Source organism: Sphingobacterium thermophilum (assembly GCF_039541675.1).
Classification (GTDB): domain Bacteria; phylum Bacteroidota; class Bacteroidia; order Sphingobacteriales; family Sphingobacteriaceae; genus Sphingobacterium; species Sphingobacterium thermophilum.
In genome coordinates, this window is the sequence record NZ_BAABGR010000003.1 from 45,685 (window position 1) to 58,681 (window position 12,997).

13 protein-coding genes are annotated in these 12,997 nt (G+C 41.5%); 8 read left to right on the forward strand and 5 right to left on the reverse strand.

Going from position 1 to position 12,997, the window contains the following annotated elements:
- Nucleotides 1-14: 14 nt before the first annotated feature.
- From ABD873_RS00935 to ABD873_RS00970, 8 genes are all read left to right on the forward strand, one after another.
- A complete protein-coding gene (locus tag ABD873_RS00935; protein ID WP_345063390.1) occupies nucleotides 15-1,262 on the forward strand; it encodes a peptidase U32 family protein in 1,248 nt (415 codons plus the stop codon).
- Nucleotides 1,255-1,482 carry a ferredoxin gene (locus ABD873_RS00940; RefSeq protein ID WP_039053467.1) on the forward strand — a complete coding sequence of 76 codons (228 nt, stop codon included), beginning with the start codon at nucleotides 1,255-1,257 and terminating at the stop codon, nucleotides 1,480-1,482. The genes ABD873_RS00935 and ABD873_RS00940 overlap by 8 nt, the downstream gene beginning before the upstream one ends.
- Nucleotides 1,483-1,551: 69 nt before the next feature.
- Nucleotides 1,552-2,739: an aspartate aminotransferase family protein gene (locus tag ABD873_RS00945; RefSeq protein WP_039053468.1), complete on the forward strand. Its 1,188-nt coding sequence runs from the start codon at nucleotides 1,552-1,554 to the stop codon at nucleotides 2,737-2,739.
- Nucleotides 2,740-2,772: 33 nt separating this feature from the next.
- On the forward strand, nucleotides 2,773-3,522 hold the full coding sequence (locus tag ABD873_RS00950) for an SGNH/GDSL hydrolase family protein (protein ID WP_345063398.1): 750 nt from the start codon (nucleotides 2,773-2,775) through the stop codon (nucleotides 3,520-3,522).
- 72 nt (nucleotides 3,523-3,594) lie between these two features.
- A complete protein-coding gene (locus tag ABD873_RS00955) occupies nucleotides 3,595-5,850 on the forward strand; it encodes an inorganic phosphate transporter (RefSeq protein WP_345063401.1) in 2,256 nt (751 codons plus the stop codon).
- Between the two features lie 194 nt (nucleotides 5,851-6,044).
- Nucleotides 6,045-6,902, forward strand: a complete 858-nt coding sequence (locus ABD873_RS00960) for a COG1470 family protein (RefSeq protein WP_345063404.1) — start codon at nucleotides 6,045-6,047, stop codon at nucleotides 6,900-6,902.
- A 37-nt stretch (nucleotides 6,903-6,939) separates the two neighbouring features.
- Nucleotides 6,940-7,920 carry an ABC transporter ATP-binding protein gene (locus tag ABD873_RS00965; RefSeq protein WP_039053471.1) on the forward strand — a complete coding sequence of 327 codons (981 nt, stop codon included), beginning with the start codon at nucleotides 6,940-6,942 and terminating at the stop codon, nucleotides 7,918-7,920.
- Nucleotides 7,901-8,926: an ABC transporter permease gene (locus tag ABD873_RS00970; protein WP_345063410.1), complete on the forward strand. Its 1,026-nt coding sequence runs from the start codon at nucleotides 7,901-7,903 to the stop codon at nucleotides 8,924-8,926. Before ABD873_RS00965 ends, ABD873_RS00970 begins: the two co-directional genes overlap by 20 nt.
- Before the next feature lie 82 nt (nucleotides 8,927-9,008).
- Here ABD873_RS00970 and atpG read toward each other — a convergent pair whose 3' ends face one another.
- The 5 genes from atpG to atpE all read right to left on the reverse strand — a co-directional run bounded on the left by atpG (nucleotide 9,009) and on the right by atpE (nucleotide 12,974).
- Nucleotides 9,009-9,887, reverse strand: a complete 879-nt coding sequence (gene atpG, locus ABD873_RS00975) for an ATP synthase F1 subunit gamma (RefSeq protein WP_345063413.1) — start codon at nucleotides 9,885-9,887, stop codon at nucleotides 9,009-9,011.
- A gap of 81 nt (nucleotides 9,888-9,968) precedes the next feature.
- Entirely contained in the window at nucleotides 9,969-11,543 is a 1,575-nt protein-coding gene (atpA, locus tag ABD873_RS00980; protein WP_345063416.1) for a F0F1 ATP synthase subunit alpha, read from the reverse strand.
- A 54-nt stretch (nucleotides 11,544-11,597) separates the two neighbouring features.
- Entirely contained in the window at nucleotides 11,598-12,143 is a 546-nt protein-coding gene (locus ABD873_RS00985) for a F0F1 ATP synthase subunit delta (RefSeq protein WP_345063418.1), read from the reverse strand.
- A gap of 30 nt (nucleotides 12,144-12,173) precedes the next feature.
- Nucleotides 12,174-12,674, reverse strand: coding sequence for a F0F1 ATP synthase subunit B (locus ABD873_RS00990; protein ID WP_039053474.1), 501 nt, complete (start codon nucleotides 12,672-12,674; stop codon nucleotides 12,174-12,176).
- A 111-nt stretch (nucleotides 12,675-12,785) separates the two neighbouring features.
- Nucleotides 12,786-12,974 (reverse strand): ATP synthase F0 subunit C, encoded by a 189-nt coding sequence (atpE, locus tag ABD873_RS00995; RefSeq protein ID WP_039053475.1) that lies wholly within the window; start codon nucleotides 12,972-12,974, stop codon nucleotides 12,786-12,788.
- Nucleotides 12,975-12,997: the final 23 nt, after the last annotated feature.

The window sequence follows — 12,997 nt, forward strand, 5'->3', positions numbered from 1 at the left end:
TAAAAGAGATAGAGATGATAGATAAATCATTATTTGAAGTAATGGCTCCGGCAGGATCTAAGGAAGCTATGGCTGCGGCTATCAAGGCAGGAGCTGATTCAGTATATTTCGGAATCGAGCAGTTAAACATGAGGGCACGTCAGACCAACAATTTTTTGATCGACGACCTTCCTGAAATTGCCAAGCTATGCAGTGACAACAACGTTAAGAGCTATATTACTTTAAATACCATTATCTATGATCACGATATCTCTTTGATGCGCCGCATTATAGATAAGGCTAAAGAGGCCGGCATTACAGCTGTCATTGCTTCGGACCTAGCGGTAATGAACTATGCCCGTAAAGTGGGAATGGAAGTACATATCAGTACCCAGTCCAACATTACCAATATTGAGACCGTGGAGTTCTACGCCCAATATGCGGATGTGATGGTGATGGCGCGTGAGCTCACCTTAAAACAGGTTGGTGATATTGTGAAGGCTATTGAGAAAAACGATATCCGCGGTCCTAAAGGTGAACTCGTACAGATAGAAATCTTTGCTCATGGCGCTTTATGTATGGCCGTTTCGGGTAAATGTTATCTGAGCTTACATTCGCATAATGCTTCGGCCAACCGCGGTGCTTGTATCCAAAACTGCCGCCGTACATATACCGTGACGGACGAAGAAGGTATTGAGCTGCAAGTAGACAACGAATACATCATGTCCGCCAAGGACCTCTGTACCATAGACTTTTTGGACAAAATTCTGGAAGCCGGAGTTCGTGTATTGAAAATCGAAGGACGCGGACGTGCGGCAGACTACGTATACACAACGACAAAATGCTACCGTGAAGCAGTAGACGCTTTCGCCGAAGGAACTTATACTCCTGAAAAAATTGAACAATGGAAAGCTAGACTGAGCGAAGTATACAACCGCGGCTTCTGGGACGGCTACTATCTAGGACGTAAGATGGGCGAATGGTCCAACGTTCATGGCTCATTGGCGACAACCCGCAAGATTTACTTAGGAAAAGGGGTAAAATACTTCGACAAAGTAGGTGTGGGTGAATTCTTCATTGAAAGCCAAAGCTTGCAAAAGGGCGACAAGATTATCGTTACGGGGCCTACGACAGGTTATGTAGAAACCGAAGTAGAAGAAATCCGTCTGGATTCAGGAGAAGTAGTTGAAAAAGCCTCTAAAGGACAGACAGTATCCTTCAAAATCGCTGAGAAGATCAGACCTTCGGACAAATTGTACAAAATAGTAGCTGCAAATGCCTAAGTTGATTCACTACAGACAACGTTGTATAGGGTGCAATGCTTGTGTAGAGATAGCCTTCAGCCGCTGGCGAATGTCAAAAAAGGACGGCAAAGCCGTATTGCTTGGCGGCATAGAAAAAAAGGGAGTCTACCAAGCGACAATTCGTGAAGAAGAAGTAGAGGACAATCTTCGTGTAGTAGAAGCCTGTCCTGTAAACATTATAAAATTGGATGGAGTCTAAAAAATGTCTTTCTCGATGAGAAAGACATTTTTTACCTTGCCTTGATACATTACTTCTTACCTTTGTTAAATGATTAGTAATAGAGAGCTTTTCCTGAAAAACACAGCTCAAACCTCCGATAGTCCAAGACTTATTGAAATCGAAAAAGCCGAAGGTTCCTATCTCTATGGTCCTCAAGGACAGAAATATCTAGATCTTGTGTCGGGTTTCAATGTCAGCAATATAGGTCACCGTCATCCTAGGGTGATTCAAGCCATCAAAGATCAGCTAGAAAAATATTTGCACGTTACCGTGTACGGTGAGTTTGTGCAAGCTCCACAGGTGCAGTTTGCTACCAAGCTTTTGGAAAATCTACCTGATTCTTTCGGTTCGGTATATCTCACCAACTCGGGAGCCGAAGCTGTAGAAGGCTCCATGAAAATTGCAAAGAAATATACGGGAAGAAGACAGATTATAGCAGCAAAAAATGCCTACCACGGCAGCACTCAAGGTGCATTGAGTCTAATAGGCAATGCAGAGTACCATAAAGCTTATGCTCCTCTCCTGCCGGAAATAGATTTTATAGAGTATAACAAGCTTCAGGATCTAGAATGCATCACCGAGAAAACGGCTGCCGTATTTGTGGAAGCAATCCAAGGAGAGGCCGGCGTACGTGTACCATCGGTAGAATATATGCAGGCCCTACGCAACAAATGTAACGAAACCGGAGCTCTGCTCATCTTCGATGAAATTCAAACAGGATTTGGTCGTACAGGCCGATTGTTTGCTTTTGAACATTTCGGTATTGTGCCGGATATCCTCATGCTTGCTAAAGGTATTGGTGGTGGCATGCCATTGGGTGCTTTCGTAGCGCCAAAAGCAATTATGGATGTCATCAAATCTAATCCTATGCTCGGCCATATCACTACTTTTGGTGGGCACCCTGTATCTTGTGCGGCAGCATTGGCTTCGCTGAATGTGATTTTAGAAGAAAAACTTATCGAAAAGGTAGAACAGAAAGCTGCTCTTTTTCGCAAGGAGCTTGCTCATCCCAAAATCAAAGAAATAAGAGGTCTTGGATTGATGATGTGCCTACAAGTTGAAAACTTCGATCAAGTTTATAACATCAGCAAATACTGTGCGGATAACGGCGTAATGATAGACTGGTACCTGCATTGTGAAACAGCCTTACGTGTGGCTCCTCCTCTCACCATCAGTGAAGAGGAAATCATGGAAGCCTGCAGAATAATACGCGCCGCCATTGATAAATTCTGTTAACATCCATATTTTAGGGTTAATAAACCTTAATCTATGAAAGACAGAAGAAGTTTTCTCAAACAGACTTTAGCTGCTGTAGGTGTTGCTGCAGTGGGAAGTAATATGGCTAAGGCCGAAGAATTTATCGTTAAAGATACTAAGATAAAATTACAGCAGAATGATATTATCCTCTTTCAAGGAGATTCTATCACAGACCATGGGCGCAATAGAGAACGTCTAGGACCCAATGACTTAGAAGGAATGGGAAAAGGATATGCAGCACAGGCTGCCCGAACCCTATTGCACAGATTCGCTTCAAAGAACCTACAGATTTATAATAGAGGTATTGGAGGACATAAAGTTCCGCAGCTGCAAGAAAGATGGCAGAAAGATTGTCTGGACATAAAACCTAACGTGTTGAGTATCCTTATCGGCGTGAACGACTACTGGCATAAGCGTGACGGCAAATACCAAGGCACAGCAGCGGAATATAAGTCCCAATACCGAAAGTTGTTGGACTATACCTTAACACACTTACCTCAGGTGAAGCTTATCATCGGTGAGCCTTTCGGTGTAAAAGGCGTAAAATACGTTGATGACTCTTGGTATCCGGAATTTGCAGATTACCAACGTGCGACAAAAGAAATAGCTAAAGAATACAACGCCATTTTTATCCCTTATCAGAGCATCTTCGACAAAGCACAAAAAGAAGCCGAAGGAAAATACTGGACGTACGATGGTGTTCACACCTCCATGGCCGGCATAAGCCTTATGGCAGAAGCTATTGTAAATTGCTTTAAATAAAGAATTTATTTTGTTCCATAATTAATGATAAGTTAACATTAGCTTCATACTTTTGAATAATTTATCTTAAATATGGAACATTTTCTTTATTTGGTAATCATTACTTTAGCGGTATTGGCCATCATAGACCTGATGGTCGGCGTGAGCAATGATGCTGTAAACTTCCTGAACTCCGGTTTGGGTTCCAAAGCTCTTTCATTCCGCACCATCATGATCCTAGCAACAGCGGGAATACTATTTGGTGCCGTATTTTCCAGTGGAATGATGGAAATTGCCCGTAGCGGCATTTATGTTCCCAGCATGTTCTCCTTCAATGATGTCATTGTCATCTTTTTAGCGGTGATGATGACAGATATTATCCTGCTGGACATTTTCAACTATTTCGGACTTCCAACCTCTACCACCGTTTCCATAGTGTTTGAGTTATTAGGTGGAGCGGTCAGCCTAGCCGTCTATAAGATCGTTACCAACAATGACAGCTGGACGACCCTGCCCAATTATATAAATACGGAGAAAGCATCGGAAATAGTCGTCAGTATATTGCTGTCGGTAGCCATCTCCTTCACCTTGGGGATGATTATTCAATATCTCTCTCGTGTCATTTTCACCTTTCAATTCGACAAGAGAGTAAAAAAATTCGGTTCTTTTTTCGGGGGAATTGCATTGGCGTTGATTTCTTATTTTATCCTCATCAAAGGATTAAAATCTGTAAGTTTTATTAGCCAGGATGCCAAGGTCTGGATTCATGAGCACGAGCTTATGCTTTTAGGCGGTAGCTTTATATTCTTCACCATACTAAGTTTTGTTTTTATCAAACTTCAATTAAATATCTTCAAAATCATTATCGGCGCCGGCACGTTTGGTTTGGCTCTTTCTTTTGCCGGCAATGACTTGGTGAATTTTATAGGGGTTCCCATAGCAGCCATTCAATCTATAGAAATCTTCAAATCGTCGGGAGGAGATCCGAACACCTTTATGATGACTCCTCTTGCCTCTTCGGATATAGTAGCCCCTATGTGGATACTTTTCATCAGTGGGCTTATAATGATATTTACTTTGTGGACTTCCAAGAAGGCCAGAACCGTTATCGAGACGGAGATGAGCTTAAGCAGTCAAGATGCTTCTACCGAAAAGTTTGAGCCCAACCTACTGTCTAAATGGATAGTGCGCTTCTTTGTCAATTTGGGAAATCTACTTTCGTACATTGTCCCTCGTTCCTTGCAAGTAAAATTAGACAGACGTTTCGACAAAGTTACCTCCATAGAAAAAACATCTTCTGATGCTCCCATGTTTGACATGGTACGTGCTTCAGTAAATCTTACTGTGGCCAGCAGTCTTATCGCCTTAGGAACCTCTCTTAAGCTTCCTCTGTCAACGACGTATGTAACGTTTATGGTAGCTATGGGTACGGCCTTTGCGGACCGTGCGTGGGACCGTGAGTCCGCCGTTTATAGGGTTTCAGGTGTGTTTCATGTCATCGGTGGATGGTTTGTTACGGCAGGATGTGCTTTCTTAGGCGCTTTCATCATCGCTTATCTTCTCAAGATCGGAGGCATAATAAGTTTTGTCTTGGCATTGATAGCCTTGGCTATTCTATTGCTTCAGAATGCTCGAAGTCATCGCCGTAAGATTGCAGAACAAGCAACAAAAAAGTTGCAGCTGGAAAAATCAGATATCCGTTCGCTGCAACAGGTTACGGAAGCTAGCGCCACGCAAATTGCAGAGGTCATAGCCAAAACCAACCTTTTTTATCAAAGTGTCATTGACGACCTTGTAAAAATGGACCTTACCAACTTGGCAAACCATAAAAAGCTGATCAAGAAATTAAACAAGGAGTTGGACTCTACCAACGACAATCTTTATAAGTTTATCCGTAACCTAGACGATACTTCTGCCAAGGCAAGCCGCTACTACATCATCTCTTTGGGGTACTTACAGGATATTGTGGAAAATCTCTATAACATCGGTAGCAATGCCCACAATCATGTGGACAACAATCACAAACCACTCCGTGAATCCAAAGGAAAACACTTGTTTCTCGTGGGCGCACAGCTCAGTGATTGGTATGCTGAGATATACAACATGTATAAGCGTTTAGATTTTACCAATATAGACACCGTCATCAAAAAACGCGACAAGATACAGCAGACGATAAATACCCTTATGGATCAGGAAATAGAATATATACGCACTAGCGACACAAGTCCTAAAAATACCAAACTCTATTTCGCCATATTGCTGGAAACAAACGAAATGATAAGCTCTACCTTCAAACTTTTGCGCTTGCATAAGGAATTCCTAGAATTCAAAAGAGCCAACAGCAACTGATAATCCATACACATACACTATCGAACCGCATTATTTCAGAGAGAAATAATGCGGTTTTTCTTTTTCGTTAAGTCCTAAGTTACATCTTGACAATATTTATTTAGATTATTAATTTGGCGACTCGTTAATCAAATTTAGACTTAAACAACATTTTTTAAACGGTATTAGTTTGGACTATTAATTCAGTTTAGATTATGTTAACCCAGTTATCAAACTTAAAGAACTATCGAATCATTAGAGCTTTATTCGTCTTAGTATGTCTTATTTTGGGTGTTTCGGCACACACCTTAGCTCAGAATCAAAACAAAAAGAAAAGTGCTTTTACATCACGCTTACTCAATGTTGCCGGTACGACCAATGAAACTTTCCGGTATAATAGCACATTGACCAACGGTAAGCCTTTTACGCAAAACTACAGCCTCTCGGCGAAGCTTCCGGCAGGATGGCAGGTTATATTCCGTGCGGAAGGTGTTTCCGTTACAGCACTACAGGTAGATTCAAACGCTACCAAAGATATCACAATAGAAATTACATGCCCTGCCACTACTAAACCGGACACATACAAAATCCCGGTACAGGCTATTTCTTCTGCCGACACATTAACCTTGGACTTAGAAGCTGTGGTGCGCGGTTCTTATGGATTGGAAATCACCACACCTACAGGTCGTCTTAGCGACCAAATCGTAGCTGGGGGCAGCAAAGAAATATTATTGGAAGTAAAAAATACCGGAACACTTCCTCTAAACACATTGGAGCTTTCTTCACAACTACCTACAAAATGGGAAACAAGCTTCTCGCCTAGCAATATTGAGCAGCTGCAGCCAGGACAAAAAGCAGACGTAAAGGTTACTTTGAAAGTTCCTGATAAGACCATTGCCGGTGACTATGTATCGAAAATGATTGTGAGAACGAGCAATCATGAAACCACAGCAGAAGCAAGCATCCGTATTACGGTAAAAACTTCTATCCTTTCAGGATGGATTGGTATTCTGATCATCCTAGCTGCTGCAGGTTTAATTTATTATCTCATCCGCAAATACGGAAGAAGATAATATAAAACACATAGTCAAACTTAAAACCATATATCGCATGAACAATCCTATCATTGAGTTGACGGATTTAACGAAGTGTTATGGGAAAAAGACCGCGGTCGACAGACTGAACCTTAAAATATATTCCGGAGAAATATTTGGATTGCTGGGGCCTAACGGGGCGGGAAAGACAACCAGCATCTTGATGATGTTGGGGCTTACGGAGCCCACCTCTGGCACGGCCACCATTTGTGGTTACAATGCTACGCGCAATCCCTTGCAGGTTAAGAAGCTCGTAGGCTATCTACCAGACAATGTGGGGTTCTATCCAGACATGACCGCTGTAGAGAATCTATGCTTCATAGCTCAGCTGAACGGGTTAGCGGAAGAAGAAGCTAAAAAGTCTGCCAAGGAGCTTTTGGAAGTGGTAGGACTGGAAGCTAACAGCGACAGTAAAACTGGAACTTTCTCACGCGGGATGAAGCAACGATTAGGACTTGCGGAAGTGCTTATCAAGAAGCCTAAAGTGATAATTCTGGATGAGCCTACACTAGGAATAGACCCTAGCGGTGTCAACGAATTCTTGGAGCTTATCCAACGGCTAAGCCGTGAGCAAAAACTTACCGTATTGATGTCTTCACATCATCTCCATCAGGTGCAGCGCGTATGCGACCGCGTAGGGATATTCGTAGACGGCAAGATGATCGTGGAAGGACCGATAGACTCGTTGGCACAAAAGCTACAGATGCACGAAGGTTTCAAAACCGTAATTCAGCTTGCTAGTGAGATCGAAAACCCTACCGTACTTGAAAAAGCACTTCAGGATATTGAGGGATATAAATCTTTATCGGTAAAGCAAGATACCCTGCATGTACTGGCATCTAAAGATATCACCGCGGAAGCAGTACGCGCTTTAGTATATCAAAATGCCAACATCGTTTCGGTACAAAGAAACGGATATTCCTTAGATGATATCTACAGCAAATATTTTGAAAGTAGTAATCAGAGAGAAGTGAAACATGAAAGAAAACGTAAATAATTTTTTTAAAAATATCTTCAACCCTGATGGGAGCTCTACGGGAAAATCGGCATTCCCTCCTACCCCCATGAAGGTGCTTATTCGCAAGGAAATAGGATCTCATATCCGTAGCTGGCGCTTTATTATCCTCATCGCACTTATCGTGCTTACCTTCGGTGCCTCCCTCTTCGTGTCTTTTTCGGGGCTAAGAGAAACTATCAACAATGCCCAAGATCCGGACAGTGCTTTTGTATACCTAAAGCTCTTGACTACCAGCGACAACTCTATTCCTCCCTTTCATATATTCCTCAACTTCTTAGCTCCCTTACTGGGTATAGCCTTAGGATTTGATGCTATCAATTCTGAGCAGAATGGGGGGACGCTGACACGTCTTGTGGCACAACCGCTTTATCGTGACAACCTCATTCTTAGTAAGTTCTTCGCTCCTCTTATTATCGTAAGTGTGCTTTTTACTTCACTATGTATGCTTATGATAGGAGCCGGAATTATTACAACAGGAATTAATATAGAATGGCAGGAAGTGGTCCGTATTAGTGGATTCATTATCATCAGCATCATCTATGTAGCTTTTTGGTTGAGTCTGTCGATACTGTTGTCCATAGTTTTCCGTCAGGGAGCCACCTCTGCACTGACAGCGATAGGAATATGGTTATTCTTCACCGTATTCTTTCCTATAGTTATCAACCTTATCATACGACCTTTCATCCCAAACCCGAATTATATTTCGGAACAGGAATATTTAGCGTGGAATAACCTTATCTTGAATCTATTGCGTCTGTCGCCAAGCCAACTGTATACGGATGCTACGACGACAATTCTGATGCCTTCCGTACGAAGCCTTGGCCCTGTATCAATAGAACAAATGATAGGTGCTATACCTTCACCGCTTTCGTTCAAAGACAGCCTGATGATTATATGGCCTCAGCTGACAGGAATTACAGCAGCCATGATGGTGTGCTTTGCGCTGTCCTACTTCGTATTTATGCGAAGAGAAATACGTTGTTAAGCAACTTTTCCTTTGGAAAATACTGTAAATAAAAAAAAGCGATGAGTAATTCATCGCTTTTTTATATCTAGAATCATGACTATTAACCATTTGAAAGTGCAGCTGCTCCTGAAACGATCTCTGTAAGCTCCGTAGTAATGGCAGCCTGACGAGCTTGGTTGTATGAAAGCTTAAGCTGACGCAATAGATCTCCAGCATTTTCTGTTGCTTTATCCATCGCAGTCATACGAGCACCATGCTCTGAAGCATTAGAATCCAAGACGGCTTTATACAGCTGGATTTTAACAGCCTTAGGGATCAATTCTTCAATGATTTTCTCTTTTGAAGGCTCAATGATATAATCCAACTCTACAGTATCTTCTTTCTTCTCTTCCGGCAATAGAGGTAACAGTTGCTCAGAAGTTAAAATCTGTACTGCAGCATTACGGAATTGGTTATAAACAACCTCTACACGGTCGAAAGTACCTTCTTTGAATTCTTGCATGATGAATTCAGTAACCTGAGATACGTTTTCGAAGTTAAGGTTGTTTAACAGATCGTTGTGATTACCGATAACGTTGTAATTACGTTTAGCGAAGTAATCGTGACCACGTTTACCAATAGCGATGATGCTAACATCACCTTTTGCAAACTGATCCGCATATTTAGATGCGATCAAATTGTTGGTAGTTTTTATAACGTTGGTATTGAAAGCTCCGGCCAACCCTCTATTGGAAGTAATAACGACCAACAACACCTTGTTTGGTTCTCTATCCTGAGTATATGGAGAATCGTTACCTTCAACAGAAGCCGAAACTTGCGCAAGAATATCTCTTAACTTATTGGCATAAGGGCGCAACTGAATGATAGCATTCGTAGCACGCTTTAGTTTCGCTGCAGACACCATCTTCATGGCTTTAGTAATCTGCTGCGTTGATGTTACCGAGGTAATACGGTTTCTTACTTCTTTTAAATTTGCCATATTTTAATAGAGATTTGAGTAAGGAGTATTGGTATTGAGTAAAAAGCTACTCTTTACTCAATACTCTATACTCTTATCTAATTAATATTTTGAAGCTAATTCTTTAGCTACTTTTTCTAATACTTCAGTTAACTCATCCGAGAATTTACCAGCTTTTAGAGCTGCTAACACTTCAGGATGACGTTGCTCTAATTGCGTTAAGTATTCCTCTTCGAACTGACGTACTTTCTCTACAGGAACGTTACGCAATAAGCCTTTAGTACCAGCGTAGATGATAGCAACTTGCTTTTCTACAGGTACCGGAGAGAATTGACCTTGTTTCAAGATCTCTACGTTACGTACCCCCTTATCCAATACCGCTTTTGTTGCTGCGTCCAAATCCGAACCGAATTTAGCGAACGCTTCCAACTCACGAAATTGCGCTTGGTCAAGTTTCAATGTACCGGCAACTTTCTTCATTGATTTGATTTGTGCGTTACCACCTACACGAGATACCGAGATACCTACGTTGATCGCAGGTCGGATACCGGCATTGAACAAGTTAGACTCTAAGAAAATCTGACCGTCAGTGATGGAAATCACGTTTGTAGGGATATAGGCCGATACGTCTCCCGCCTGAGTTTCGATGATCGGCAACGCTGTCAATGAACCACCACCTTTTACCAAGTGTTTGATAGACTCAGGCAAGTCGTTCATATTGCGAGCAATCTCATCCGATGAGTTGATTTTCGCTGCACGCTCTAATAGACGAGAGTGTAGGTAGAATACGTCACCAGGATAAGCTTCACGGCCAGGAGGACGTCTCAACAACAAAGACACCTCACGGTAAGCTACCGCTTGTTTTGATAAGTCATCATACACAATCAATGCAGGACGACCTGTATCGCGGAAGAACTCACCGATAGCAGCACCTGCCATTGGAGCGTAGAATTGAAGTGGAGCTGGATCAGAAGCTGAAGCAGACACTACAATTGTGTACGCCATAGCCCCTTTTTCTTCAAGGGTACGTACGATGTTTGCTACAGTAGAGTTTTTCTGACCTACAGCTACATATATACAATATACTGGATTACCAGCATCGTAGAATTCTTTCTGGTTGATGATAGTGTCGATACATACCGCAGTTTTACCAGTTTGACGGTCACCGATCACTAACTCACGTTGACCACGGCCGATAGGAATCATAGCATCAATCGCTTTGATACCTGTTTGCAAAGGCTCATTTACCGGCTGACGGAAGATTACACCCGGAGCTTTACGCTCAATAGGCATTTCATATGTCTCACCAGTGATAGGTCCTTTACCATCGATTGGTTGACCCAAAGTGTTTACAACACGACCAAGCATACCCTCACCTACCTTAATAGATGCGATACGGTTAGTACGTTTGATGGTATCTCCTTCTTTAATTTCATCAGAAGGACCCAAAAGAACAACACCTACGTTGTCTTCTTCTAAGTTTAATACAATACCTTGCAATCCATTTTCGAATTCAACCAACTCACCTGATTGAACCTTTGTTAAGCCGTAAACGCGAGCGATACCGTCTCCGACTGTAAGCACGGTACCTACTTCCTCTAGTTCGGCCTCTGACTTAAAGCCTGACAATTGCTCTCTAAGAATTGCCGAAACTTCATCTGGTCTTACCTCTATCATTTTACTTCGTATAAGGGGTTTTAGATTCTATTACTTTACTGAAAGTCAGGTTGCTTATATACCTTGACTAATGAAATGTCTTTCTAATTTTCTCAATTTGCCGGCAACGCTTTCATCCAGCTGTCTGTCGCCAACTTTAATGATAAAACCACCGATCAAAGAGCTGTCTACCTTATTTGTCAAGACAACACTAGCATTGATTTGTTCGGCAATTTTATTACCTAAAGTTTGGATATTCTCTGAAGACAATGGCTGTGCCGATATTACTTCAGCTTTTACGATACCTTTCAGCTCATTGTACTGACGTACAAACTCCAAAGTGGTATCGAAGATAATGTTACCACGTCCTTTGCAGACCATGATGTTGAAGAAACTGGAAACCTCAGGGCTTACCTTTCCTTCAAATATAGCTTTTAAGATATTTTGCTTCTTGTCTAACTTGATGATAGGATTAGCCAATACAGCTCTCAATTCCGAATTTGACTTGATTACTTTGGCAACCTCCTCCATTTCGGATTTCACCTGCTCTAATATCCCTTTCTCCTGCGCCAAATCCAAAATAGATTTAGCATATCGTGAAGCAACTTTGAATACTGACATATCTGTGCGTTAAATTTGAGTAACCAATTATTAGTTAAGTTTTACATCTTTCAACAAGTCCGCTACATAAGCTTCTTGTTTTGCTTGGTCTTCAAATTCTTTTGTCAAAACTTTACGAGCGATTTCCAAGGACAAGGTAGAAACTTGATTTTTTACCTCTGCCAACGCTTTCAACTTTTGATCTTCGATTTCACGTTTAGCAGCCTCGATCAATTTTGCACCTTCAGCTTGTGCAGTTTCTTTTGCTTCAGCAACGATCTTGTCTTTAAGTACTTTTGCTTCTTTCAAGATAGCGTCACGCTCTTCACGGGCTTCTTTCAATAATTGCTCATTTTCGTTTGTCAAACGTGCCATTTCTAACTTAGCTTTCTCAGCAGAAGCTAAAGCGTCAGAAATACCTTTCTCACGTTCTTCCAAAGCATTCACGATCGGCTTCCAAGCAAATTTTCCTAAGATGAAGATAACAATCAATAAAATGATTAGTTGCCAAAAGAACAAACCGTATGAGAACTGATTAAGTAATGCTTCCATTATATCTACTTATAAAATATGTTTCTATTTTCCTTCTAAATTTTTTGTCGTTTAAAACATGACTTACAACCAACCGTTGCAAGTCATGTTTAGTTCTTCTGATCAATTGGATTATTTACCTAAGATTAGGGCACCGAATGCTAAACCTTCTACCAAGGCACCAATGATGATCATTGCAGTTTGAATTTTACCTGCAGCTTCAGGTTGACGTGCGATAGCTTCCATAGCTGATCCACCGATTTTACCTAAACCTAAACCTGCACCGATTACGATTAAACCTGCTCCAATTAAATTGTACATAGTGATTTATTTATAGAATTTAA

Excerpts from the sequence above, each read along its gene's own strand:
- atpG (WP_345063413.1), bottom strand. The coding sequence starts at position 9,887 with ATGGCAAATTTAAAAGAAGTAAGAAACCGTATTACCTCGGTAACATCA.
- ABD873_RS00955 (WP_345063401.1), top strand. The coding sequence starts at position 3,595 with ATGGAACATTTTCTTTATTTGGTAATCATTACTTTAGCGGTATTGGCC.
- ABD873_RS00940 (WP_039053467.1), top strand. The coding sequence starts at position 1,255 with ATGCCTAAGTTGATTCACTACAGACAACGTTGTATAGGGTGCAATGCT.
- ABD873_RS00990 (WP_039053474.1), bottom strand. The coding sequence starts at position 12,674 with ATGGAAGCATTACTTAATCAGTTCTCATACGGTTTGTTCTTTTGGCAA.
- atpA (WP_345063416.1), bottom strand. The coding sequence starts at position 11,543 with ATGATAGAGGTAAGACCAGATGAAGTTTCGGCAATTCTTAGAGAGCAA.
- atpE (WP_039053475.1), bottom strand. The coding sequence starts at position 12,974 with ATGTACAATTTAATTGGAGCAGGTTTAATCGTAATCGGTGCAGGTTTA.
- ABD873_RS00960 (WP_345063404.1), top strand. The coding sequence starts at position 6,045 with ATGTTAACCCAGTTATCAAACTTAAAGAACTATCGAATCATTAGAGCT.
- ABD873_RS00945 (WP_039053468.1), top strand. The coding sequence starts at position 1,552 with ATGATTAGTAATAGAGAGCTTTTCCTGAAAAACACAGCTCAAACCTCC.
- ABD873_RS00950 (WP_345063398.1), top strand. The coding sequence starts at position 2,773 with ATGAAAGACAGAAGAAGTTTTCTCAAACAGACTTTAGCTGCTGTAGGT.
- ABD873_RS00965 (WP_039053471.1), top strand. The coding sequence starts at position 6,940 with ATGAACAATCCTATCATTGAGTTGACGGATTTAACGAAGTGTTATGGG.
- ABD873_RS00970 (WP_345063410.1), top strand. The coding sequence starts at position 7,901 with ATGAAAGAAAACGTAAATAATTTTTTTAAAAATATCTTCAACCCTGAT.
- ABD873_RS00935 (WP_345063390.1), top strand. The coding sequence starts at position 15 with ATGATAGATAAATCATTATTTGAAGTAATGGCTCCGGCAGGATCTAAG.
- ABD873_RS00985 (WP_345063418.1), bottom strand. The coding sequence starts at position 12,143 with ATGTCAGTATTCAAAGTTGCTTCACGATATGCTAAATCTATTTTGGAT.